25 protein-coding genes are annotated in these 21,945 nt (G+C 57.9%); 10 read left to right on the top strand and 15 right to left on the bottom strand.

The window, feature by feature from the left end; genetic code table 11:
- Positions 1-90: 90 nt before the first annotated feature.
- From AC1DYJ_RS19495 to AC1DYJ_RS19485, 3 genes are read right to left on the bottom strand one after another with little or no spacing between them, the layout of a single operon-like run.
- On the bottom strand, positions 91-1,722 hold the full coding sequence (locus AC1DYJ_RS19495) for a glycoside hydrolase family 1 protein (RefSeq protein WP_477284016.1): 1,632 nt from the start codon (positions 1,720-1,722) through the stop codon (positions 91-93).
- 2 nt (positions 1,723-1,724) lie between these two features.
- The gene (glf, locus tag AC1DYJ_RS19490; protein ID WP_477284015.1) at positions 1,725-2,855 is read right to left on the bottom strand and encodes a UDP-galactopyranose mutase; all 1,131 of its coding nucleotides are present in this window, start codon (positions 2,853-2,855) and stop codon (positions 1,725-1,727) included.
- A gap of 2 nt (positions 2,856-2,857) precedes the next feature.
- On the bottom strand, positions 2,858-4,018 hold the full coding sequence (locus tag AC1DYJ_RS19485) for a glycosyltransferase family protein (RefSeq protein WP_477284013.1): 1,161 nt from the start codon (positions 4,016-4,018) through the stop codon (positions 2,858-2,860).
- A 307-nt stretch (positions 4,019-4,325) separates the two neighbouring features.
- Between AC1DYJ_RS19485 and AC1DYJ_RS19480 the strand changes: the two genes are divergently transcribed.
- The 5 genes from AC1DYJ_RS19480 (at position 4,326) to AC1DYJ_RS19460 (ending at position 8,672) form a co-directional block, all read left to right on the top strand.
- Positions 4,326-5,249 (top strand): glycoside hydrolase family protein, encoded by a 924-nt coding sequence (locus AC1DYJ_RS19480; RefSeq protein WP_477284011.1) that lies wholly within the window; start codon positions 4,326-4,328, stop codon positions 5,247-5,249.
- 360 nt (positions 5,250-5,609) lie between these two features.
- Positions 5,610-5,948: a hypothetical protein gene (locus AC1DYJ_RS19475; protein WP_477284009.1), complete on the top strand. Its 339-nt coding sequence runs from the start codon at positions 5,610-5,612 to the stop codon at positions 5,946-5,948.
- A gap of 213 nt (positions 5,949-6,161) precedes the next feature.
- The gene (locus tag AC1DYJ_RS19470) at positions 6,162-6,347 is read left to right on the top strand and encodes a hypothetical protein (protein ID WP_477284007.1); all 186 of its coding nucleotides are present in this window, start codon (positions 6,162-6,164) and stop codon (positions 6,345-6,347) included.
- Between the two features lie 49 nt (positions 6,348-6,396).
- On the top strand, positions 6,397-7,476 hold the full coding sequence (locus tag AC1DYJ_RS19465) for an amidohydrolase family protein (protein ID WP_477426204.1): 1,080 nt from the start codon (positions 6,397-6,399) through the stop codon (positions 7,474-7,476).
- An 89-nt stretch (positions 7,477-7,565) separates the two neighbouring features.
- Positions 7,566-8,672, top strand: coding sequence for a glycosyltransferase family 4 protein (locus AC1DYJ_RS19460; protein ID WP_477284834.1), 1,107 nt, complete (start codon positions 7,566-7,568; stop codon positions 8,670-8,672).
- Positions 8,673-8,691: 19 nt separating this feature from the next.
- Here the strand turns inward: AC1DYJ_RS19460 and AC1DYJ_RS19455 are convergent, their stop codons facing one another.
- Complete coding sequence (locus AC1DYJ_RS19455) at positions 8,692-9,345, bottom strand: methyltransferase domain-containing protein (RefSeq protein ID WP_477284003.1); 654 nt, start codon at positions 9,343-9,345, stop codon at positions 8,692-8,694.
- A gap of 657 nt (positions 9,346-10,002) precedes the next feature.
- Positions 10,003-10,224, bottom strand: coding sequence for a hypothetical protein (locus AC1DYJ_RS19450; RefSeq protein ID WP_477284001.1), 222 nt, complete (start codon positions 10,222-10,224; stop codon positions 10,003-10,005).
- A gap of 581 nt (positions 10,225-10,805) precedes the next feature.
- Here AC1DYJ_RS19450 and katE point away from each other — a divergent pair.
- Positions 10,806-12,920, top strand: coding sequence for a catalase (gene katE / locus AC1DYJ_RS19445; RefSeq protein ID WP_477283999.1), 2,115 nt, complete (start codon positions 10,806-10,808; stop codon positions 12,918-12,920).
- Positions 12,921-13,214: 294 nt separating this feature from the next.
- Here katE and AC1DYJ_RS19440 read toward each other — a convergent pair whose 3' ends face one another.
- Together AC1DYJ_RS19440 and AC1DYJ_RS19435 are read right to left on the bottom strand one after the other, a co-directional pair.
- Positions 13,215-13,745, bottom strand: coding sequence for a YciE/YciF ferroxidase family protein (locus AC1DYJ_RS19440; protein ID WP_477283997.1), 531 nt, complete (start codon positions 13,743-13,745; stop codon positions 13,215-13,217).
- Positions 13,746-13,985: 240 nt separating this feature from the next.
- The gene (locus AC1DYJ_RS19435; RefSeq protein ID WP_477283995.1) at positions 13,986-14,927 is read right to left on the bottom strand and encodes a DUF72 domain-containing protein; all 942 of its coding nucleotides are present in this window, start codon (positions 14,925-14,927) and stop codon (positions 13,986-13,988) included.
- Positions 14,928-15,270: 343 nt separating this feature from the next.
- Here AC1DYJ_RS19435 and AC1DYJ_RS19430 point away from each other — a divergent pair, with 343 nt between their 5' ends.
- A complete protein-coding gene (locus tag AC1DYJ_RS19430; protein WP_477283992.1) occupies positions 15,271-15,534 on the top strand; it encodes a hypothetical protein in 264 nt (87 codons plus the stop codon).
- Between the two features lie 167 nt (positions 15,535-15,701).
- On the opposite strand, the gene AC1DYJ_RS19425 is transcribed toward AC1DYJ_RS19430, so the two are convergent.
- Complete coding sequence (locus AC1DYJ_RS19425) at positions 15,702-15,893, bottom strand: DUF3606 domain-containing protein (protein ID WP_477283990.1); 192 nt, start codon at positions 15,891-15,893, stop codon at positions 15,702-15,704.
- A gap of 362 nt (positions 15,894-16,255) precedes the next feature.
- On the bottom strand, positions 16,256-16,423 hold the full coding sequence (locus AC1DYJ_RS19420; RefSeq protein WP_477283988.1) for a DUF982 domain-containing protein: 168 nt from the start codon (positions 16,421-16,423) through the stop codon (positions 16,256-16,258).
- A 119-nt stretch (positions 16,424-16,542) separates the two neighbouring features.
- Between AC1DYJ_RS19420 and AC1DYJ_RS19415 the strand changes: the two genes are divergently transcribed.
- Positions 16,543-17,397, top strand: a complete 855-nt coding sequence (locus tag AC1DYJ_RS19415; RefSeq protein WP_477283986.1) for an ATP-dependent DNA ligase — start codon at positions 16,543-16,545, stop codon at positions 17,395-17,397.
- A 218-nt stretch (positions 17,398-17,615) separates the two neighbouring features.
- Here the strand turns inward: AC1DYJ_RS19415 and AC1DYJ_RS19410 are convergent, their stop codons facing one another.
- The 4 genes from AC1DYJ_RS19410 to AC1DYJ_RS19395 form a co-directional block, all read right to left on the bottom strand.
- Entirely contained in the window at positions 17,616-17,819 is a 204-nt protein-coding gene (locus AC1DYJ_RS19410; RefSeq protein ID WP_477283984.1) for a hypothetical protein, read from the bottom strand.
- Between the two features lie 2 nt (positions 17,820-17,821).
- Positions 17,822-18,028, bottom strand: a complete 207-nt coding sequence (locus tag AC1DYJ_RS19405) for a hypothetical protein (RefSeq protein WP_477283982.1) — start codon at positions 18,026-18,028, stop codon at positions 17,822-17,824.
- Positions 18,029-19,241: 1,213 nt separating this feature from the next.
- Positions 19,242-19,622, bottom strand: a complete 381-nt coding sequence (locus tag AC1DYJ_RS19400; protein WP_477283980.1) for a hypothetical protein — start codon at positions 19,620-19,622, stop codon at positions 19,242-19,244.
- Between the two features lie 252 nt (positions 19,623-19,874).
- Entirely contained in the window at positions 19,875-20,051 is a 177-nt protein-coding gene (locus AC1DYJ_RS19395; RefSeq protein WP_477283979.1) for a hypothetical protein, read from the bottom strand.
- A gap of 227 nt (positions 20,052-20,278) precedes the next feature.
- Here AC1DYJ_RS19395 and AC1DYJ_RS19390 point away from each other — a divergent pair, with 227 nt between their 5' ends.
- The gene (locus tag AC1DYJ_RS19390; protein ID WP_477283977.1) at positions 20,279-20,500 is read left to right on the top strand and encodes a DUF768 domain-containing protein; all 222 of its coding nucleotides are present in this window, start codon (positions 20,279-20,281) and stop codon (positions 20,498-20,500) included.
- Positions 20,497-20,727: a hypothetical protein gene (locus AC1DYJ_RS19385; RefSeq protein ID WP_477283975.1), complete on the top strand. Its 231-nt coding sequence runs from the start codon at positions 20,497-20,499 to the stop codon at positions 20,725-20,727. Before AC1DYJ_RS19390 ends, AC1DYJ_RS19385 begins: the two co-directional genes overlap by 4 nt.
- A gap of 257 nt (positions 20,728-20,984) precedes the next feature.
- On the opposite strand, the gene AC1DYJ_RS19380 is transcribed toward AC1DYJ_RS19385, so the two are convergent.
- Complete coding sequence (locus AC1DYJ_RS19380; protein ID WP_477283973.1) at positions 20,985-21,215, bottom strand: hypothetical protein; 231 nt, start codon at positions 21,213-21,215, stop codon at positions 20,985-20,987.
- 8 nt (positions 21,216-21,223) lie between these two features.
- The gene (locus tag AC1DYJ_RS19375; protein ID WP_477283971.1) at positions 21,224-21,532 is read right to left on the bottom strand and encodes a hypothetical protein; all 309 of its coding nucleotides are present in this window, start codon (positions 21,530-21,532) and stop codon (positions 21,224-21,226) included.
- Between the last annotated feature and the right edge of the window lie 413 nt (positions 21,533-21,945).

Genomic DNA, 21,945 nt, shown 5'->3' with positions numbered 1-21,945 from the left:
TCGACGGGTTGGCTCCTAAGCCGCGGCTACGAACCAGCGAACATCTGGTCAAAGTCAACGACACCGAAATTGACCAGCCGGTAGCATTTGCTAACGCATCAGGGCGGTGGCCCGCTCTGCCGGGCGTTCGGCGACCCGGTACTGGTTGTCGCGATGTGCAGCAACAAGCTCATAGTCCCCGGCAAGACCGTCAATTACTAAGTCGAGGAATGCATTGCAGGCGGCAACCCAGTCCACACTATCAGGCACCGCGAGAGAAAATGTCATGCCTTTGTTGTAGCTGGCCAACAAGACAGGTGAGCCGCGCCTGCTCCACCTTACGCTTAACTCCACCCACGCATCTGCCGATCCTGGCTGTTGAGGTGCTGCTTTGGCAGGAAGTCTACGTCGGCTGCAACATTCTCCGAGGATCGACAGCCGCCGGTCAAATCCTCGCAGCTGGATCACGGGCGATTCCTTCAACCTTTTTCCGGGGGCACGCCACCAGCCGGTCTGGCCGAGCACTGGATGGCTGAAAGATTGCGCATTCGCCAGGGCCGAAATCGCATCCCCCATTATCGTTTTGCGCGGGGGCTCTGCCCTCATGTCAAAAACCCCACATTCATAGTAATGATCCTCGCGCATCATCATTGAATTCCAGTCCACGGCGCCGAACATCGACCAGGCGGTGACGGCGCGTACATCGACACCTTCAGCCGCGCATTCACAGGCAGCCTGCCATCCCTCCATGAACCAGCGCAGCTGTTCCTCACGAGTGCACCCATTGTGCACTTCTCCGAGTACCACCGGCAAAGCGTAACGGCGCCACACCTCACGCAGACGCGAGGCAAAACCGAGTTCGCCGGCTGGCAGGCCGGCGCGGAAAGCGGCGAGATCGACATAGGGTTCGACGCCGTTGCCGCCTACCGGCTCACAAGGATGCCGTTGGACGCGGTGATCAAGGAACCGATCGCTGGTGAGGTAGTAATCAACACCAATCAGGTCCGGATTGCAGGGCGCGGCCTCCAGTTCAGCCAGGTGAGCGTGATCGACACCAGCCTGAAGGAGGCGTTCATGGAAAGGGTGGCATGGACCGACACGCCCACCAAGCAGATCCAGCGAGAGCCATCGCCTGCCATTTTCATAATCAGCTTGGTACGCAAGCTCTTTCGTTGCGAATATTTTTCCGAAGTCTTCAGTCTGTAGGAGGCAAGCATCTGGGATGACCTTTCGGATGGCCGACATTGTCTTGGCGATCGCGCGGCATTGAGCTACGACAAGCCGCAAGCAACTTGGCTCATCCGTCAGGTGCGGGTGCCAGAATCCATAGAGGCCGCTGAGGCGAGCGGTCGCCATGGGCTCGTTGATCGGCGTGAACGTCCTTATCCACGGGTACCGCCCCGCGAGCCGAGCGGCAAACGCCGCGAGGCGTTCGGCAAAATCCGGCGCGAGAATGGACGTCCAGGATGGCCCGCTTCCGTGGTGAATGAGGGTTGCCAGTGGACTGATGCCGAGTTCACGCATCCGCCCCAACCGTTCGTCCAACCAGTTCCAGTCATCCTGGCCCTCCACCGCCTCGACGTGCTCCCACAGCGCTGGATATCGAATCGTTTTGATGCCGAGGGATGCAACGAGATTCAAATCCTCAATGCGTTTTGAATGACCGGTTTCCAGGAGTTGATCGCGGATCACAGCGCCCACACGAACCACGCTGCATTCAATGCCGCCCCAGACCTCCACCATGATTATCCCGCCGCCCCTTTGGCAAAAGATAGCGCCGAGCCGCCCGCCTTCTGAATACGATTGAACGCAGTCAGCGCCTGACCAATCACTTGGTCCATATTGTAGTACCGGTAAGTTGCCAGCCGCCCGGCGAAAACCGTATCTGTCTGCTGAGCAGCCAGCGCCTCATATCGCTTGTAAAGCGCCTCGTTCTCCGGCCGCGGCACCGGATAGTATGGATCGCCGTCATCTGTGGGATATTCGTAAGTCAAACTGGTTTGAGGATGCTGCTGTCCCGTCATATGCTTGTATTCCGTGACCCTAGTGAAGGCCTCGGTCTGCGGGTAGTTGACGACGGCGACCGGCTGGAACTCTGACCTGTCCAGCGTCACGTGCTCGAAGCGCAAAGACCGGTATGGCAATTTTCCTAGCCTAAAATCGAAGAATTCGTCGATCGGACCGGTATAGACGAGCCGCCGATAGGGGATGACGTGTCGAATTTCGCGGTAGTCCGTCTGCAGCATTACCTTGATTTTGGGATGAGCCAGCATCTGTTGAAACATGCGCGTATAACCGCCCGCCGGCATGTTCTGAAACGTGTCGCCGAAATAGCGGTCATCGCGATCGGTGCGCGTCGGGACCCGCGCCGTCACCGATTTGTTTAGCTGAGACGGATCGACGCCCCACTGTTTGCGCGTGTAGCCACGAAAGAATTTCTCATACAGTTCACGCCCGACCGTGCTGATGACAACGTCCTCGGCGGTCCGGATTTCGTCCACCGTCTCGCGGCGCGAGGCGAAGAACTGTTCCAGCTCCGCAGATGACAGGTCGAGATCGTAGAGCCTGTTGATCGTGTCCAGATTGATGGGGATCGGCAGCAACTGACCGTCGACGTTCGAGAGCACGCGATGCTCATAGGGGCGCCATGCCGTAAACTGCGAGAGATAGTCGACGATCGACTGAGCGTTCGTGTGGAAGATATGAGGCCCGTATCGGTGGATCAGAATCCCGGCTTCGTTGTAGCAGTCATAGGCGTTGCCGCCGATATGGCTGCGCCTGTCGATGAGCAGGACGCTTTCATTGCGTTGCGACGCGATACGCTCCGCGAGAACGCTGCCGGCAAAGCCGGCGCCAACAATCAGCCAGTCGAACATGCTTACGCCCTCCGCCGGAACGGCAGGACATTTTTCGTGGCACGCGCGCGCTCAATATGGCCCGCCATGGCGATCCAGGTCTTTTCCCACGACATGTCGATGAGATAGGCGTCGGCTTGCGCCAACAAGAAGTCGCGCGGTCGCGAGAGAAGTGACCGGAGCTTGGCTTCGACATCTTCAGCATCGACGATATCAACGAGACCCTCCGCACCATAGGTGCGTACGACATCCACGATCGCTGTCGAGACGAGAGGTACACCTGCCGCCAAAAATTCCGGTGTCTTCGTTGGGCTGATGTAGCGGGTGGCCGCATTGAGGGCGAATGGCATCCACCCGGCATCCCAATGCCTGAGGTAGTCGGGAAGCTCGGCGTAGTCCTTGCCGCCCAGCCAGTGAAGATTCTCTGCCTGGGGCAAACCGTTGGGATCGATCTTGACCACCGGGCCAAGCATCACGAAATGGACGTCGGGCATACTCTGGGCGGTCCGCGCCACCAGGTCGGCGTCAAGCCTTTCGTCGATGACACCGAAATACCCAACTCTGGGGTGGGGTATTTGCTGCTGATCGGCAGGATCGTTGCCTGGTGCCCTGGCCTGATGGAAGTGCGTAAAGTCGATGCTGCTCGGGAATGGAAACATCGACCGATGCAGGCCTCGCTTTGCTTCATAGAGGCTCTGCCCGCCGGTGAACACGACATCCGCGCGTTCCAAGAGGCGCCTTTCCATCTGGACAAGTTCGGGGGGCGCATTCTTGAACGCCGACAACTCGTCCATGCAGTCATAGACGCAGATGTCAGAAAGAAGGTGATCGCTGAACCGCAGCGCCATTGGAGTGTAGTACCAAGTCGTCAACAGATCCTGGGGCGTGGCGGCAACCAGAAGGTCGACAAATCGGCGCTGGACGGCATCAGCGTCTTCCACATCGGTCCCGATCGGAATCACCGGTGTAACCACTTTGATGGACGGCGAGACGTCGGTCGCCCGCATTATCGCTCGAGGTATATCTTCGAAAACGGGTTCCTCGAAATAGATCACCTTGCGATCTTTTGCGGCGAGCGTCAGAAGATGCTGCGGACGCTGGTAGACGAAGTTCCACCGAAGATGAGAGAAACAGAGAAGCATCGGATTTTGCTCTAAGACACGTCTTGAAGGCGAATTGCCCATTCTATTTTCCATTAGAAAAAAGTCCCTGAGTGATCTCCGATGCGCTCGCACAACAAATGTTAATGGAGGCATTGAGATGTGATTGTTGACTACGGGGCTAACTTGCGCGGCAGGGACTCGTTCCGCGAAGAAAGCGATTAGCTCTGGCTGGCAAGGTCGCGGGAGGAGGCTGCTAATCGCACCAATCCGGCAACTGTTAATTGTGCCTTAACACGCGATGCTTCACAGTTAACGATCGGTGAAACGATTCGGTGCCTCGCAGGATTGGCCCGCGACTCTCGTGTCGAACCTTGATTGAGTGAAATCAATGTCGATCACATTTGAAACGAACGTCTTTCCGCTGTTTCATCCCACTGCCGTTGACGATGTGAAGGACCCTTGTCCGGTGTTTGACGGGCAGCTCTGGCACATGTTCGGATCGAGTGGCACGGTCACCAGTGAAAGCTGGAGCATTCTTCACGCCACGGCTCTGGATCTCTATGGCCCCTGGATCGAGCACGATCCTATCGTTTTGTCGGTTGCCGGATCAGGCGTGGCCGCGCCCGGCGTTATCTATGATGCTGGCGTCTTTCACATGTTCATCCAGACGGAGTTCATGAAATCGGGCGGCCGTTGTGAGCATGCCGTTTCGAACGATGGTTTCGAGTGGGTGGTTTTCAATTCCGCGATCGTTGCCTTGCCGGGTACCGATGAGGATGGCATCTATGATCCGCATCCGGCGATCATCGGTGGCAAGCGCTACATCGTCTATTCAGGCATGCCGCAATTTACGGGAATACCACAACCCGACATCTATCTCGCACGCAGCCAATCGGACTCTTGGTTTGGACCCTGGAAACGAGTGGGCAAGATACTCGACCACGCCGACCTGCCTCACCACAATTCGCGGCAACACCCGGATTATGAATGGGGCATAGAGGGGGCGCAGCTGGTCGAGTTGCCGGACGGGCGCATCCTTCTAAACGCGACCTGCTTTCTGCCGGAGGGTGCCCGTGGCAGCCGACAGCGCGTTTTCTTCGCCGTAGCCAACCGGATCGAGGGCCCATATCGCACGGTCGGGCCAGTGCTCGATCCCGGAGAGCCTGGAGAGAACGGGCATTCGACAGTCATGATCGAGGGGCGACAGCTGCTTTTGTTCTATCAGTGCCGGCGCGCCGCGACCAATCACCGTTGGCGCTACGGAGTGGCCAAGTGCGATCTGGATCGGGAGATCCTGTCCCAAGTGGCCTGATGCTCCCCAAGGTCAGTGGTCATATTTCTTCGCCGCCGCCGGGTTCTGTCCTGTGGCAGCCGAGCTCTTGGCGTCCTTTGAATGGGCAGCGATAGCCGGGCCAGTCGCCTTCCGCATGTCGCCGCTCGGTTGCTTTTCGTCCGATTTTTTGCGGCCGAGGCCGGAGAAGTATTTGCCAAAAATCCGTGGGCGCAGAGCAGTTCCCATTTTTTGTGTTCTGTCGGAACGTCCACCCGCGTCATCGGTTGAGCCACCAGTGACAGGCCTTCATCGGCCCAAGATTAGAACCTTTCAAGCTTGGTCGGCCAGCGCTGTTGGACAGGATGCGTGAGCCATCCTCCTTATCTCAAGGTGCCCAGTATGAATGACATTCCTGAAAATAAAGCGCGCCAGGGGGCTTTGGGGAGGCCCGTACTGGGCGTCCTGTTAGGAGCGCTCGTGCTAGCCATCATCGCTTGGGGTATTGCCGAGGTGTATGGCGTAATGATCAAAAGCCCATCGACGGACCAGAGCAGCCAACCGCCGGCATCCTTCAGCCCGGAGCCGGCATCCACCGATCCAGTTCAGTCAAAGACTGACAGAGTAAATGCGGAGCCGGTCGATCAAAATCCCAAAGTCGACAAAAACCCTACGCCGCAATCGAGCACGGGTGGTGACAGACAAGGAACCCAACCAGCGCAGCCGGCATTGCCGAAATAGACCGCCCTTGTTGACTGGATGACGCATCAGGCGGCCTAGGTTGGTCGAGGCAGTGGGTTTCCCTGGTCTTGGCGACGAGAGGGCACCGCGCACGAACACCGAGCAGCCATGGCCCCGAGTGCTGAGGGCGAAGACAGGCAGGGATGGAAAAAATGGTAGCCATCTTCGGCGTTTCAAGTTGTTCCTAGTGGATTGAGCTGAGAGGAAACGGTCATGACTAAAGCGAAAAGCAATAAAAGCATTGAAATCGAAAAGGATGCGCGTGGCCAGTACGCGCGAAGTGACCATGGCCACCGAAATGATGGCGTGTCGAGCGTCGAGCCACGGGTGCTGAAGGATCAGCGAACCGAGAATGCTCAAGCTAAAGGTTCAGAAGGTGGGTCCAAAAGGGACAGCTGACGCTTGGTGACCCAACCAGCCGACACGTTGCTGTGCTTCATCCTCCAAGTTGGCCGAATTTTTGTGGTTGCGCGAGCCGGCGCTCAGCACCGCGCGAGGTCCAAAGCAAATTCTAGATGGCCCTTTTTTGTCGGCCACCCTGATCCATACGGTTGTGCCTAACGCCTCCTTCGGTGCCTCCCGCGCGGCCCTCAACGGCGTCGTCGCATGTGAGGTGCGTGGCTGTAATCGCATCGTCGTTCTCGATTTCGCATTATGTCTGGAACGGGCATCGCCTCCGCAAGTTGTCGGCGGGGAGACGCAAATGATTGTCGATGCACACCTACATACGTCCGGCCGCGAGACGACTGCTGATGTGCTACGATCACTTGACGATGCGGGCGTCGACACAGCCTTCCTGCTGGCGCCGTTCCTGACGGAACCTTATTCCCTTGATGACCGCGAGTCGTTACGCGCCGGCAATCGGTACCTTTCGAACCTGATCGCAGGCCATTCGGATCGGCTGGTCGGGTTCGCGGTTGTCAATCCGCTCCATTCGCAATCTGCTGACGATCTTGAGGAGGCAGCCTCGCTTCCCGGTATTCGCGCGTTAAAGATGGTTCCGACCGGTTGGTATCCTTACGACGAGTGCGCTCATCGAGTGTACGCAGTCGCTGCAAGGCTCGATTTCCCCATCTTGTTCCACAGTGGAATATTCATTGACGGTCGCTCGGGACGGTTCTGCCGCCCCTCCTTCTACGAGGCGGTTCGTGATCATCCTGGCCTTCGCGTCACGTTGGCTCACCTTGGCTGGCCATGGTGTGACGAAGCTAACGCAGTTGGCGTCATCGATCGGATAAATGGCGTCGACCCGGCCGCGAGCCAGTTCCGCTTCGACCTGTCATTCGGGCCACCTCCCATCTACCGCGAGGAGGTCTTTCGCAAGGCGATCGACGTGATCGGCCCGCGCTCCCTGCAATTCGGCAGCGACCGCTTCTTGCCTTGCAGTGGTGCTCACATACGCGCGGCAATAGACGAGGTTAGGGCAATTCTCGATCAGCTCGACGTCGCAATCGAAGACCGAAATGCGATCCTGGCGGGAACTGCAATGGACTGGCTGAGGCTACGTCCGTCACAAGGAGGAGAATGATGGCCCGGACGCCGCGTGTGCTGCCAGGAGGCCAAACCGATGAGCGCACGCATGTCCTAGAGATACTAGGAAACGCCATAGTGGGCGGCATGGAAAACTATGTGCGCAACCTGGCTGCAAACCTGCCATCGAACGAGTTCAAAGTATCTCTCCTGTGTCCATTCGAGAGCCCTTATACAGGGTTGCTACGCTCCGAAGGGAGGGAGGTCTATATTGCGCCGCTGCGTGACGATCCGCCCTGGCGGACGGTCGAATTGATTTGCACACTGGTCCGCGAAACTGGCGTCGACCTGCTCCACGCTCACCTGATGAACGCACATACCGTCGCGGCAATGGCCGGTCGCCTTTGCGGGACGCCAACCGTCGCCACATTGCATGGCATGAGCTTTCATCCGCAGGAAATCAGCGTGGCACGCACAACGGGGAGCCACACCATTGTGGTGTGCCGCGAAGCCTGGTCACAGGCGCTTGCGGTGGGGTTGGCGCCTGAACTCGTAAGCCTTGTTCCCAATGGCGTCGATCTCGCAATGTATCACCCCATGTCCGCTGATCCCGCGGAGTTCCGCCAAACGATCGACGTCGGTCCTGCCGATTTGCTGGTTGGTTTCGTTGGCAGGCTTGCCTGGGAAAAAGGCCCCGATAAGTTCCTCAAGGCAGCCGAGTTCATTCTGCAAAGGCGACCCGAAGTACATTTTGCAATGATTGGGACGGGGTCAATGGAGAAGGATCTCGTCGCCACCGTACGACGCGCGGGGCTGGAATCGCGCATTCATATGGTGGGGCTTGCGCGCGAACCACATCGGATTTACCCGGCACTTGATTTGCTGTTGCATACTTCGCGGGCAGACGCGATGCCGCTCACCATCCTGGAAGCCATGGCTTCGGGTGTGCCGGTCGTGGCGATCGGCGTCGGCGGGGTTCCGGAAATCGTCGCTACAGGCGAGACCGGGATTCTAATAGGCACGACCGAATGGCCCGGTATTGTGTCGGAATATCCTGGTGACTGGGAGGGCGTGGCCTTGGCGGCGCTCGCCCTGTTATCCAACTCAGCCAGGCTAAAGTCGATGGCTACTGCGAGCGTGAGGCGAGCGCAAGCATGCTTCGACATCCGCAAGTCGGCGATCATGACCAGTCAGATTTTCCAGCAATTGATCGGATCCCGTCCCGACAAGGCTCGCCTCCACTCAGTTCCCTGAGTTCGAGACGAGCGAACGATTACGATTTGGTGGCCCTGATCGCAGTAATCACAGGGTACAGAGGATCCACGACGTCGAGGCTCGCGGGATTCATCTCTTCGAAGGCGATACCCTGCAGGAAGGCTGTGGCTGCCAGCACGTTGCCGAATTGCTGCACTTCCACTGCCGAGGTGCCAAACCGCTCCTCGAAGAGGCGTCGCGCAGCACTCTGAGTCATCGCCCAGAACCATTTTTCTGGCCCGTCAAAAGCGTCGATCGACGTAATGCCCGGTACCGTCGCCAACACGACGCCACCTGGCGCCAAGGCGCGATGGATCGTGGCAATGGCGCCACGCACGTCGTAGATCATGTGTAGAGTCTGGGTCACGATCATGCAGTCAAAGCAGCCGCGCTCTACGGCGTCTTGGTTCTGGAGATCAAACCGCATTGTGGCATGGGGATTGGCACTCTCGGGGAAGTCGATAATGTCGGATCGCACAACACGTTCAAGGCCAAAACGGAGCGTGTAGACATTGTCGCCAATCTCCGCGACATGCCCTCTAATGTCGCGTGCATGACCCATCAGGAAACTCTCAATATAGTAACGATCCAACGGCATGCCGCGATCGCCACCAAATTTCCGGCTCAGGGGCTCGACCTCCCCGAGGTCTCCAAAGACCACCGTACCGGGCACGGGGACGGCTCGCACGATTCAAACCTTATGGCCGTGGCGACGCGAGTTTCGCGTTTGAGTTACCCTCGGTGTTGCCCGGTCTGCTGGAGCATCACTTTTTGCGTCCTTCGAGTGAGCTGCCAGGGCGGGGCCCGCGCCAGTCGCCGTACGCATGTCGCCGCTGCGCTTTTCCGGTCGTTGTTTTTTCCCCAGGAGCCCTGAAAAATATCTACCGAAGAATCCCATCAGTTCCTCCTCGCTTAAGCGGTTCAGCTACGTCTAATACGAATTTGCATGGAGGTGATTTGTTCCCCCCGCATGTGAAACTCTGCTCGATTTCCGCCGAGGCCGGTCGCAGCAGAGAAGCGGGCCAGGACACTGCGGTTGGGGCGTGGCGACCATAAGGGTTCAAGATCGACAGGACGGCCGCTGCGTCACCGCTGGGTCGGTGAAGATCACAATACCGACACGCCCCACTTTAGAGATCCATCGCCCAATGTCGATCTCGCCAGGGATCACGGCTCGACCATCGCTCAGAGTGTTCAACAAGCCGATCGCGCTTGGGTAAAAGCTTGGCGCATTCGCTTGCCGTCCGCGCGTCGGCCGTTGCCTCCTCAGAGAAATATCATCGGCACCGATCGAGAAAGTCTATCCCGCGTGAGTTCACGGCCTACGAGGTCAACGGGCGCCATGAGTTTCGCTCTGGTCACGAGCTTTGCCCAGCCGCAAATCCCTCAATCGCGAGGTCTTCGCATCCCGAGCTTGGCGCTCGGCATAGAGAACCTTTTTTGCTTCGCGGTCGGCTCGTTCGAATTTTTCTTTGTCCACACTTCGCTTCTTCAAAACAGCCTCCTTTTTTTCGATGCAAAGAGTGCTGCTGTGGAAAATGTCCAAGGACAAGGCGGATTTCCACCTCATTTGTTAAGCCATGAGACGGTGTGATCGATTGTCACGTTGGACACGAACTGCATCAAGCCGACAGAGATGAAGCTAGGTGCGGAAGAGTGTGACGGAACGTTTTGCGCTTTCCGCGACCACGACGTTTGCTGACAGCTGACAGTCTCTTTTCGAGGCGCTTCGGAATTGCATTGCAAGTCTGGAACCTCAGATGGTGTGGAAAGTTGTCCAACGTCCCGGAGGACATTCCAGCCATGGCGCACAACATAGCAAACCCGATGCCGCAGAGCCGCCAGAGCGCACCAAGGCCCCGTGCGGTGATCAACATCACCTCGCGGCGTACGCGTTGGACTTAGATCTATGAATGTCGCCAACCTTCAGCTGCAGGGCCTGTTGATGGCGGTCGCGGCGGTCAACAGCGCCTTGAATGCAGGCGAGCGGCCCTCAGGGCGCGCGACTATAACGGCAGGCACATCGTCGCCACGGTCGAATTTCCGACTTGCAAAGCGCCTTGGCCGAACTGGATTAACGACCTCCGTCCGCAATTTGAGCACGTTATTCACACGCGTTAAAAGGAGAGCACTATGCCACGCAAGCCGATATCCGAAGCCAACGCATCGACAGCCACCGTCCACGACTTGACGCTGGTCAGGGGCCAAGGCGGGGAATTGCATCAGGTTGCGCAGGGTGACACCGACGTCCTGACAACAGCGCAAGGCGGCCCGGTCTCAGATGATCAGAATACTCTCAAGATTGGAGAACGTGGCCCGACGCTGATCGAGGATTTCCATTTCCGCGAAAAGATTTTCCATTTCGATCATGAACGCATTCCCGAGAGGGTCGTGCATGCACGAGGTTACGGTGCTCATGGCTTTTTCGAAACGTACGAGTCCCTCGCAAAATATACGCGCGCCGATATTTTCCAGCGGGCCGGGGAAAAGACACCGGCTTTTGTCCGGTTCTCGACGGTGGCCGGCAGCAAGGGGTCATTCGACCTCGCCCGCGACGTCCGCGGGTTTGCCGTCAAGCTTTACACCAAAGAGGGCAACTGGGACATCGTTGGCAACAACATCCCGGTATTCTTCATCCAGGACGCGATTAAGTTTCCAGATATAATACACTCGGTCAAGCCGGAGCCTGACCGTGACTTCCCGCAAGCCCAATCGGCGCACGACACGTTCTGGGATTTCATCAGCCTAACGCCGGAATCGATGCACATGATCATGTGGGTAATGTCGGATCGGGCCATTCCGCGCTCTTTCCGTTTTATGCAGGGGTTTGGCGTCCATACCTTCCGGCTAGTCAACGCGGCCGATGAGTCCACGTTCGTAAAATTCATCTGGAAGCCCAAGCTCGGCATGCAATCAGTGGTATGGAACGAAGCGGTCAAGATCAACGGCGCCGACCCGGACTTCCATCGGAGGGATCTCTGGAATGCCATCCAATCTGGCGATTTCCCCGAATGGGAGCTGTGCCTGCAACTTTTCGACCAGGAGTTTGCTGACGGTTTCGACTTCGATATCCTTGATCCGACCAAGATAATCCCGGAAGAGATCCTGCCGCCAATTCCTGTCGGGCGCCTTGTTCTCGACCGCATGCCGGATAACTTCTTCGCCGAGACTGAACAGGTCGCGTTCATGACTCAGAATGTGCCGCCCGGCATCGACTTCAGCAATGACCCGCTGCTCCAGGGCCGCAACTTCTCCTACCTCGACACCCAGCTAAAACGCCTGGGGAGCCCCAACTTCACCCATCTTCCGATCAACGCGCCGAAATGCCCGTTCAACCACTTCCAGCAGGACGGCCATATGGCAATGCGCAATCCAGTCGGACGCGCCAACTACCAACCGAATTCATTCGGCGCGGGGCCGCGCGAATCCCCTCAACGTGGGTTTAGGTCGTTTGCCGACGGCGAGGAGGGCCAAAAGGTCAGGCTGCGTCCGGAGAGTTTTGCCGACCACTACAGCCAGGCTGCACAGTTCTTCAACAGCCAGACTCCACCTGAGCAGCGCCACATCGCTCAGGCCTTGACTTTTGAACTGAGCAAGGTTGAAACCCCAGCCATCCGGGAGCGGATGATCGCGCACTTGTTGAACATCGACGAGGGGCTCGCGACCACGGTCGCCGACAAGCTTGGCATCACCGACATGCCTAAGCCGGCCGACGCCGCCGTACCTCCGCGAACGGATCTCGAGCCCTCGCCGGCGCTGAGCATCATTGCCAACGGGCCAGAGAGTTTTGCTGGCCGCAAGGTCGGTGTACTGATCGGCAACGGCACCGACGCCGGTCTCTTCAAAGCCTTGCAGGCCGCCATTGAGAGCGAAGGGGCGGCCATGGAAGTAATCGCAGCGAAGGTGGGCGGCGTAGTCGCGAGCGATGGCACCAAAATTGTAGCCAAGCATATGATCGACGGTGGCCCATCAGTGCTGTTTGACGCGGTCGCCATCTTGCTCACCGAAGAGAGTGCCAATTTGCTGGCCGGCGAAGCAGCGGCACGCGACTTCGTGGCGGACGCCTTCTCCCATTGCAAGTTCATTGGCTTCACGCCCGACGCGGTGCCGCTTCTGGCCAAGGCCGGCGTTGAGCCGGGGGCCGACGAAGGCATGTTGCCGCTCGCTGACAAGGCAAGCGCCGCGGATTTCGTTCAAAGCTGCCGGAGTCTGCGGCTGTGGGCGCGGGAACCTGGCGTCAAACTATAAGCGCGTCTTCCAGACAGCAAAAAAGAACGGCCCGGTAGAACGGGCCGTTCGGCGCTTAGCGCGAGTGGTGATGGCAAAAGCGCTCGATATTGATCCAGTGGATGCCGAGCACGAGCCTGCACATCTAGTTCCACTGGGGGGACACTTGTCGGCGCTGGCATCGACATTGTTTGCCGTGAGTGAGCCATGGACGCCGTGTTTGCCGCAGCTCATGAATGAATGATGCAAGCGCTTGGACTCCCCCCGTAGAAGTGGCCACGTCGATGTCGCCGTGGCCATTCTTCCGTGGGGAGTTCAAGCGGCTTTTTGCTCCTCTGCCGCCCTGTCATTCACACCGGCCTCACCGAGGGACGTTAGTGCCTCGTCGGTGGCCTTCTCCTCTTCAAGCGTGGCGGTGAGAAGTTCGACGATGTCATCCTTGCCGAGAGATGTCGCCCAGGCGATCAGGGTGCCATAGCGTGCGATCTCATAGTGCTCGACCGCCTGCGCGGCGGCGACAAGACCCGCGTCGATCGAGGCCGAGCCCTTATATTCCTCCAAGATCTCGGATCCTTCCTCGATGATTCCGTCGATGGCCGGGCAAGTCTTGCCGCGCGCCGCGACGCCAAGGATATCGAATACCTGCTCAAGACGCTCGACCTGACCCTCCGTCTCGGTAAGGTGTTTCTCGAAAGCGGCGGCAACCTGCGCGTCGTCCGCCCCATTGGCCATCTTCGGCAGGGCTTTGAGAATTTTCTTTTCGGCGTAGTAAATGTCCTTGAGACCGTCGAGGAACAGGTCATCGAGGCCCTTGGTGCTCGCACTTTCTTTCTTGGTGGCTACCATCTGACAATCTCCTTTGGTTGAAATCACCCATTCGGGTGCTAATCCAACTCCAATTGTCATTGTGGGTTCCTGCGAAAGTCAGGTGTTATGGATTTTTCTTTTCAGCGTGGGCGATTGCTTCAGATCCGCGAGAAATAGCACTTATGCCCGGGGCGGCGAGCTCCATCACGGCAGCCCGACATCTAATCCGCGCGGCATGCCGAACAACGTGGCCCAGGAAAAGGTGACGACGTTCTCTCGTTATGCATCTGCCGAATCGGCGGCGATATGCGGTAGAAGGTCCAAGGGTTGCTCCTCCAGCAAGCGTCGCATCGCCAGGGCATTCTTTGGCGCAAAGCCGTCATAGTCGTTATTGAAATAAACCCAGGCTCTCTTTGCGCCACTGGCTCGGATGTTCTCGGCCCATTTGGTTAGTTCATCTGCGGTGTAATCATGCCGGTACCAACGCTCTGGACCGTGGAGCCGCACGTAGACGTCATCCGCGGTCCGTACCAGGACATTCGGAAGGCGAGGGCCGCTGCATGAGCAAAAGATTGTGCCCGTCGCTCGAAAGGCCGAGTAGACAGTTTCGTTCCACCAACTGCCGTGACGAAACTCCACCACATTGCGCCGGGCGGGGTCGAGTTGGCCGAGAATGCTGTTCAGTCTCGCCTTTGTAAAATGGTAACTGGGCGGGAGCTGGAACAGAAAGCAGCCCATTCGCTCACCCAGGATATCGGCAATCATCCCGAAATCCGTCACGAGGGTTTTGGTGCCCTTGAACCTCTTGATATGAGTGATCAGCTCGCAGACCTTTACCGTATAGACGAACCTGCGGTCCCCCGCTTGCCGAACCCAGTTTTTGACATTTGTGACGGTTGGCCAAGAATAAAATGATGCATTGATTTCTACAGTGTCGAACTGGTTCGCGTAGTGATCGAACCACTCGCTTGTGGGCATTTCCGTCGGGTAAAACTGTCCCCGCCATTTCCAGTAAAACCACCCCGAGCAGCCCACATAGATGGATGCCTCCAAGTCCGACACGGCATGCCCGCGCTCTGCACCTGCCCCGGCCAAGCGGGCAAAATGCATTTTTTCGGCACGACCTATGTTCTCGACTCGCTGCTTCTCCCTGCGCAGCCGACGCCTTTCGCGGCGCTGATCGGGCACAAGTTCTTTCCACTTGATGGCTTCCACATCCATGAAAAATTCCTTCCGGTCGTAACGCGGCTGCAGCCGGATGGCTCCGGGAAGGCGGTAATGTTGGCTGGTCTTGCTTGCGCTCGCGCAGCGCGAGAAAAGCCGCAGAGAGCATAACAGCCATGCCGGTGACGTCGATCAGGCTAACCTCTTCACCGTAAGTAACGATGCCGAGCAAAAACGGCAATCACGGGTGAGACGAAGGCGAAGGCACCGGCCCGCGCGGCACCGATGTCGCGCAGCAGACGCATAAACAGCGTGTAGCCTACCGTGACCGGCGGTCACGGAACATTAGCACTCTCTAATAGTTATGACACTGCAAAGACTTTATGTGATCGGGTGACGCATGAAAATGACAGTACGGCGGATTGCAATCAAGGAAGGGTATGCGAACAACGAGAGCCCCAAAGCTATCGCCGCCCGACTAAACTGTAGCGTCGCTTCTGTGAAGGCCACGGCAAGCCAGTTGGGCATCACCCGCACCCAGAAAGCGGCGTCAGACTTTCGGCGTGGCTTCGCAGTGCCGGAAGAGATGCTGGTGCACTACAAGAAACTGATGGCCAACCGATTCAGTTCGAAGGAATGTGGAGAGCTTCTAGGGCTGGCTTGATGCATGCGCGGCCTTTACATGAGGCCGGACCGTCTATCCCCCGAGACGGCTAGGCTCTGCCATCTTTCAGCGGTCTCGTGCTGGGACCAAAGCGCGCCCAAACGTCATGCCCGCGCTGCCTGCGCACGAGGCGGGCGCGGGCATTCCATTCAAATCCACTAGTACCGTTATAGTTTAGCGAGGCCAGCCTTCACGGCTCGCTCGAGTGTCTCACGGTCATTGCCATGCTTGGCGATCAGTTCGCGGACCTGCGCGGGCGTAATGCCGTTCTGGTCCGCGAAGTACTGAACCTCATAGTCCTCATCAGCCGATACTCGGTTACGGTCGCGGAAATCGCGCTTGCTCTTGTCGTCTGCCATCTTCGTGGTTCCTAGCTGTGTGTGTCAGTTGCCTTCCGACCTGTGAATTTCAGAACAGTTGTACTGTCCTCCCGCTCTAGCGGCTCGTGCCCTGGGACTTCGTGATAGAACACTTGGCGCGCATCTCGTTGGTCGACAGCTGACCGCAGTGCGGACAGTTATAAAAACGGTCTCCCTCATCGGTGGGCTTGACGCCGTGTCGTTTGCCTATGACCGGCGGACCTAAATCCGACAGTTTCGTCATGTCTGTTGTCCTCGCTCACTTCATACAGCATCTCTAGCGCGGCACTCTTTTCCGCCGGCAGCAACAGGCGCTGATCGATCGCGGCGTGCTTGAATGCCGCGAATGCGATGGTCGGCTTTCAGCTTCCGTCTTTGGCTGCAGCAATGAGTCTGCACGCGTCTTTGTAGGCGGCCGCCTGCTTATTTCGCCATTGGCCTCCGAGCGCCAATTCGGCCTCGTAGATCGACGAAACAGACATCGTTTTGCCATCCACCAACTTAATGGAAAGCCGCATAAAGTGGCCCATGGCACGACCTCCCCGATCCGTTCTGAACGGCTCAACGTGTCCAGAGCTTTATGGTTTCCTGATTTGGGAACCATTTTAGCTTAAGCTTATTGAATCGCCGGGTTGCGGGGTGGTGGTTCATGCGTCTGAAGTTCGTCGAGCCTTTGTTGCCGACACTTGTCGAGAAGCCTCCTGAGGGTGCCGAATGGATTCATGAGGTCAAATTCGACGGCTACCGATCGCAGAGCATCATCGACCACGATGTCCGCATCTTCACGCGCAATGGCCATAACAGGACTGCGAAATATCGCGACCTGGCCGGGGCGGCCAAACGGCTCGGCGTCGAGAGCGCGATCATCGACGGCGAAATCGTCGTTCTCGACGAAGCCGGCCTTTCGGACTATCACGCACTGCGCAAGGCGATCACTCGCCGGCAGCATGACCTGTATTTCGTCGCCTTCGATCTGCTGCATCTGAACGGTCATGACTTGCGCGACATGGACCTAGAAGACCGGCGCGAGATTCTGGAAAGCATCATCCTGCCGGATGACCGCATCCAGTTCAGCCAACCGCTTCCCGGCGACGCGAAAGCAATCTTCAAGCTCATCGATGAGGCCGGCATCGAAGGCATGGTATCGAAGCGCCGCGACAGCAAATACTGCAGCGGCCGGTCGACCAGTTGGCTGAAGGCCAAGAGCTACATGGTGGAAGAGTACGACCTCCTCGGCGTCGAGCGCGAACCAGGGAAGCCGGCTTTCGCCCTGATGGCTGATCGGAAGACCGGGCAGTACGTCGGCAGCGCTTTCATCAACTCCAGCCGTGCTATCCGCGAACGGTTGTGGAAGCGCGTCCAGGAGCATGCTGGGCCGGCGCCGAAGGGGATGAAGCGGCCGGCGACACAACGGGTCAAGCCGGACCTCATCGGCCGCGTTAATCACCTGCGCGGCGAGGAAGATTTTCGCCACGCCTCGCTGCAAGATTCTCGGGAGGAGTAGTTTGCTTTATGGCGGATATCTGATCAGTCGCGCTGCCATTGCTTGTGTCGCGGGGCTACAGCCTCATTGTTTTGCGGTTCTGTATTCTGCATCCCACGGCAACGCATCAACGTCGGGGCTTGTAGCCGCCGGCTCGGTGGGCCTCCCGCGTGATGTAGCTGGCTCTGTCCCGCTCCATGATGTAGGCAAACGGCGGTAACCAACATCGGCAGCACTCTCTAGGTGCTCAGATTAGCAAGGTCTCGAAGTGCTTGCCACGTGATATGCTGGCCCTCGGGCGCCACGATACGAGTGACCTTCTGATCTCTCCTCTGCAGAGCGCCAAATTCCTCCCAGGCGTCATGCGCATTTTCAATCTCTACGGTGACCGGGACAATCTCTTCGTCGGGCTCCAGCGGTTCGTAGGTCAACAAAAATGCCATTCCTAGCCCTCCAGGTCTTCAGCGAAGGTATACTCGAAAATGTGGCCGCGGTTCTCGTCGGCCACTCTGATCCAAACCGCTTCGTTTGCGCGCAGCGTGATGCTTCGTTCCGTTGCGTCCTGGGCCGCCCTTAAAGGCGTTTTCGCGTTGACAACATGGGTAGCTGTGACGGCGTCGCCGTTCATTTCTTCGACATGATACTTCGGCAACTCGCCCGCTCCTTAGTTGTCCAGCTCGAGAGGCTCATGATCGGGCTGTTCGTGCCACAACACTTGCCGAAGGTCGCGTCGGTCAACGCGCTGACCGCATATTGGGCATTCATGAAAATGGTCATGGCCGTTCCCGGGCTTTTGAGGTTTGCCGGGGACAGGTGGCGGTCCGAGATCTGCAATTCTTGTCATGAACGACCGAACACGGCTGCGGCGCAAAGGTTCCTGGTTGACCCCATTATGGGAACCTCCTTCGCCAGAGTGGAGGCGCGGGCACAGTCAAAAACACCTTGTTCGGGTGGCGGCTAAAGCCATAGGCGCCCCCCAAAAAAGAAAAACCCGCCGACCAAAGTCAGCGGGCCATCTTCCCTCGTACTACGCCGGGGTTCCAAGGATTGGCCCCCACCAACAACCCGTCGCCCCTGCGCTGCCAAAAGTTATATTAGGTTGCCAAAAACTTCGCTGTAGCGAACTGGCAACAGGGGTGAGAAATTCACCGCTTGCCGCGCTCCTAGGCGTCGCACCTCCGATTCCGCGATCTCGAATACCGTCGATCGGCGGCGCGAGGTGTTTGCTCGGCGGCCTTTTTTAGCGTCGACTTTTCTAGCTCTGACTTTAATGTTCCATTTACCACGAGCGGGCATGCTTTATGGCGCGGCGATGTTTCAGTACTGCGCGCCTCAGGCAACAGCTCGTCGCTCTCTGGACCCCTGAGAGCGGCGAGAGCGAGGTCGCAACCAACATCTTCAAAGTTCGTTGACTCGCGCCGGTTTGATTCCGGCTACTCCAGACCAACCAAACTGCCCGCTGGCTCGCGCCAGCGGGCTTTTTGTCTGAGCCGCTTCCTCTTGACAGGCTTCGTGCGAGTAAGGCAACGCTGAAGACTGAGGGCAAATTGGGGTGACCATGACAAAGCGCGTTTATGAAAAGCCGAAGCTAGACAAGAAGGGCAGGCTGACTGCCATCACTGCATCACCCCAGGCTTCTCCTGCTGTGCCCGCAGAGGCGACGCCAACCTGAACCCGGTGACCTTGGCATGAAAAAGATCTACGTTAGACCGACCCTCAGCCGGGCTGGCAAACTCTCTTCTGTAGTGGCAATCATCGCCTCAAAGGAAATCTAGCCGCTGTTTTCGAGCGGCGAGCGAGGATTAGACAGCTCCTCATTTGCGGGAAGGGTTGTCGACAAGCGGCGTTTTTCGCTTTGGCGTCACTTAGCTCTCCACCAGCCGGACAGGCTCGGCGTCGACGGTCACCAATGGCCGGAGGCTGATGGTTACCTTATCGCCGTCGATGCGAGTGACATGGCCGGTTAGCTCCATGTGCTGGCCGATCACTGCCTTCGAAGTGGAATCCACCACCGAATGCGGCCAGAGCGTGTTGACCGAAGCCAAGGAAGCTATTGTCCATACCTTCGAACAAGCAGCAGTGCGATTGGAGCAGAGCGGCGCCCGCAGCAAGAGGAAGCCCGCCACTTGATGGCGCAATTGGCGGGCTTCCCTTCCCAGACGCTCGGTGAGGGGACCAAGCACATCCAAAACTTTGATGAAAGATGCATGTTCCGAGGCGAGAAGAAAAAAGGCATCACGGATCACCGCGCGATGGAACCAATTCCCAGTGAAGCACCTGCGGGGCGAGGAGATAGGCCGGTGGCGGATAGGGCTATCTCCTCATTGAAGGCTCGGGCCGCCGCATCGCAGGCAACTTGGGAGGGGCCGTTGACTTGCAGAATGACCTCCGCTGCCCTTATTGACAGACCGTGCTTCGCGGCAAAATCCGCCGTATCATACGGGTAGTCCGCTGACGCGGGATCGATGGAACGTTGTTGCTTACTCATTGGACTTCTTTCATGGGGAGAGACCTAAGCCGATCCGCTGACCGTCGGCGAAAGAGCGAGCGTAGCATTCATTCTCAAAGCTGCTGATGCTTGCCTTGCCGTTGCGCACGACGCGGACAAACCACTCGCCAAGGCATTCGGTGATCTCCACGGAATCAGGACCGGGGTCCGGGGTGACTTCAACCATGGCTTTCTATCCCTGGCGGGGCGAAAGTACCTGAGTTGGCTCCCAAGCGTCCACATGCCGGTGGAAGCGGACGACGAGCCACCGTACACCCCCTTACGAGCAGATCGCAGCATCATTTGTTACGCGCGGCCGCATTTCCACTCGTCCACGAAAAGGGTAGGAACGCCGTTCTGACGTGAGGTAAGCGGATCAGCGGAACCTAATAAACGCCGCGAGCTTTATTTCTCATGAGCGCACGCGGCATCAACTTCCTCGATCGTTGGATCGCCAACAATGTCCCTGAGACGACGAAGGCTGATGTCATCTCCGTCGACGAACTCACCCACAAGCTGATCGCCGACGCCAAGGCGCTCGGCATCAAGCGGGGCGAGATCGACGAAGAGGTCGACAGCCTCTATCGAACGTTGCTGGACGCGATAGTCCACTTTGACCCGGGGCTCGCGGAATGAGCGAGCGAGCTGTTCAATTCCTGCATTTGTGGCTGGAAAGAAATGACGTTCTCAACGCCCGTTCCGTTGACGACGTGTCGCTCCTCCATCTCGCGACGCGTCTGTTCCTTGACTCAAAGGCGGCTGGGATAAGCGAAAGCGAAATAGTCGAAAGCTGGGATGATATTCGTCAGGGTCTGGTCGAGATCATGGTCCGACGCAACCTGGCGCGTCCAACATTGCACTAGAGCCATGACCATCGTCTGGATCGCATACTGTTTGGTCGGCATCGTGGTGGCACTGGTGGTGTAATGGTCGATGAGGTTGCAGCGGCTCGACGCTATATTCTTCTGATGATGATGGCTCCCGCGGCTGCGTTGGCCTTGTCCCATTCCACTGGATGAACGGCGCCCGTTTCCCGGTGATGGTCACGATTGATTTCAACAGAGGCTCATGGACCTGACGAAGCGCTTGGTAAGGCTGGCTTCTCGGATAATCGCCAATTTTATGGCCGGCGTCGTTTACGAAGCGGAGCTGATTGAGCTTTCAAGGCAACATCTGGGCCGCTAGAGCGAGAATCCAGGCGCAGTCGCTCACCTTCTGCGCAATCCTTGGCATCTTGTTCGAGTTCGAATTCACGCTTTTTGAGTTGTCCTTGCTCAACGATTTGGACGATCCACTGACCGCCGAAAAAAACGACTGAAACGCGGGCAGGCCCAATTGAGAGCTTGGTCATTTTTAGGGCTACGCCTTGTCGACAAGCGACGTTTTCCGCCTCGGCGCCACATAGCTGGTGACGAGCCTCACGGCACTGTGTTTTACCGTAATGCCCAGATCCTTGCCGCCTACCGTGACCGTATCCTCGTCAACGCGAACCACTTCGCCGGTCAGCTCGACTTTCTGCCCGCTGCTGATGTAGGGCGTGCTGTCTACGATCGAGTGTGGCTCACCGTAGGAAGGGATAAGAACACTCACGCGGTCTTCCGTGACCCGCTTGCGCACGGTTGCAGTTATGGCGACGGTGTCGCCGACTTTGATATTACCCCGAGCCATGTTTAAGATTCTGGAGCGGCCGGCGCCTTATTCAAGAGGTCTCTAATATGCGCGACAGCGCCTGCCACCAAACTCGAGCGATCTCGTATTCGCCTACGCCTTCGGCCCAGCGGGACCAGCCGCGGCCGGGACGGTCGGTCAACTCGAGAGCGGCCGGCAAGAATGCGCGCTGGCGGGGCTCCTACCCAAGGAGGTGGGGCTAAGGTCTTTGGCCACAAGGCGCAAAGGTCTGATGCGCTAGAACAGGCTGGAACAACAGCGCACTCTAATGACATGATTGGGACCTGCGCCGGGCGAATAGAGCGGCAGGCTTCTTCCCGTAATGGTCATTGGCTTCGGCCGGTGGCCTTTGGTGTGACCCGTCAGCCAGTTGGCACCGCAATTGCATGGAGCAGATATGTTGGGGGTGGGTG

The organism is Mesorhizobium sp. P2_B11 (assembly GCF_056404855.1).
This window is presented reverse-complemented; position numbering and strand designations above follow the sequence as displayed.

Bases quoted from the DNA above. Each gene is read 5' to 3' on its own strand.
- AC1DYJ_RS19430 (WP_477283992.1), top strand. From the start codon at position 15,271: ATGAAAATGACAGTACGGCGGATTGCAATCAAGGAAGGGTATGCGAAC.
- AC1DYJ_RS19480 (WP_477284011.1), top strand. From the start codon at position 4,326: ATGTCGATCACATTTGAAACGAACGTCTTTCCGCTGTTTCATCCCACT.
- AC1DYJ_RS19395 (WP_477283979.1), bottom strand. From the start codon at position 20,051: ATGGTTGAAGTCACCCCGGACCCCGGTCCTGATTCCGTGGAGATCACC.
- AC1DYJ_RS19475 (WP_477284009.1), top strand. From the start codon at position 5,610: ATGAATGACATTCCTGAAAATAAAGCGCGCCAGGGGGCTTTGGGGAGG.
- AC1DYJ_RS19485 (WP_477284013.1), bottom strand. From the start codon at position 4,018: ATGGGCAATTCGCCTTCAAGACGTGTCTTAGAGCAAAATCCGATGCTT.
- AC1DYJ_RS19420 (WP_477283988.1), bottom strand. From the start codon at position 16,423: ATGGGCCACTTTATGCGGCTTTCCATTAAGTTGGTGGATGGCAAAACG.
- AC1DYJ_RS19460 (WP_477284834.1), top strand. From the start codon at position 7,566: ATGGAAAACTATGTGCGCAACCTGGCTGCAAACCTGCCATCGAACGAG.
- AC1DYJ_RS19470 (WP_477284007.1), top strand. From the start codon at position 6,162: ATGACTAAAGCGAAAAGCAATAAAAGCATTGAAATCGAAAAGGATGCG.
- AC1DYJ_RS19390 (WP_477283977.1), top strand. From the start codon at position 20,279: ATGAGCGCACGCGGCATCAACTTCCTCGATCGTTGGATCGCCAACAAT.
- AC1DYJ_RS19495 (WP_477284016.1), bottom strand. From the start codon at position 1,722: ATGGTGGAGGTCTGGGGCGGCATTGAATGCAGCGTGGTTCGTGTGGGC.
- AC1DYJ_RS19415 (WP_477283986.1), top strand. From the start codon at position 16,543: ATGCGTCTGAAGTTCGTCGAGCCTTTGTTGCCGACACTTGTCGAGAAG.
- katE (WP_477283999.1), top strand. From the start codon at position 10,806: ATGCCACGCAAGCCGATATCCGAAGCCAACGCATCGACAGCCACCGTC.
- AC1DYJ_RS19385 (WP_477283975.1), top strand. From the start codon at position 20,497: ATGAGCGAGCGAGCTGTTCAATTCCTGCATTTGTGGCTGGAAAGAAAT.
- AC1DYJ_RS19380 (WP_477283973.1), bottom strand. From the start codon at position 21,215: ATGACCAAGCTCTCAATTGGGCCTGCCCGCGTTTCAGTCGTTTTTTTC.
- AC1DYJ_RS19375 (WP_477283971.1), bottom strand. From the start codon at position 21,532: ATGGCTCGGGGTAATATCAAAGTCGGCGACACCGTCGCCATAACTGCA.
- AC1DYJ_RS19410 (WP_477283984.1), bottom strand. From the start codon at position 17,819: ATGGCATTTTTGTTGACCTACGAACCGCTGGAGCCCGACGAAGAGATT.
- AC1DYJ_RS19440 (WP_477283997.1), bottom strand. From the start codon at position 13,745: ATGGTAGCCACCAAGAAAGAAAGTGCGAGCACCAAGGGCCTCGATGAC.
- glf (WP_477284015.1), bottom strand. From the start codon at position 2,855: ATGTTCGACTGGCTGATTGTTGGCGCCGGCTTTGCCGGCAGCGTTCTC.
- AC1DYJ_RS19425 (WP_477283990.1), bottom strand. From the start codon at position 15,893: ATGGCAGACGACAAGAGCAAGCGCGATTTCCGCGACCGTAACCGAGTA.
- AC1DYJ_RS19435 (WP_477283995.1), bottom strand. From the start codon at position 14,927: ATGGATGTGGAAGCCATCAAGTGGAAAGAACTTGTGCCCGATCAGCGC.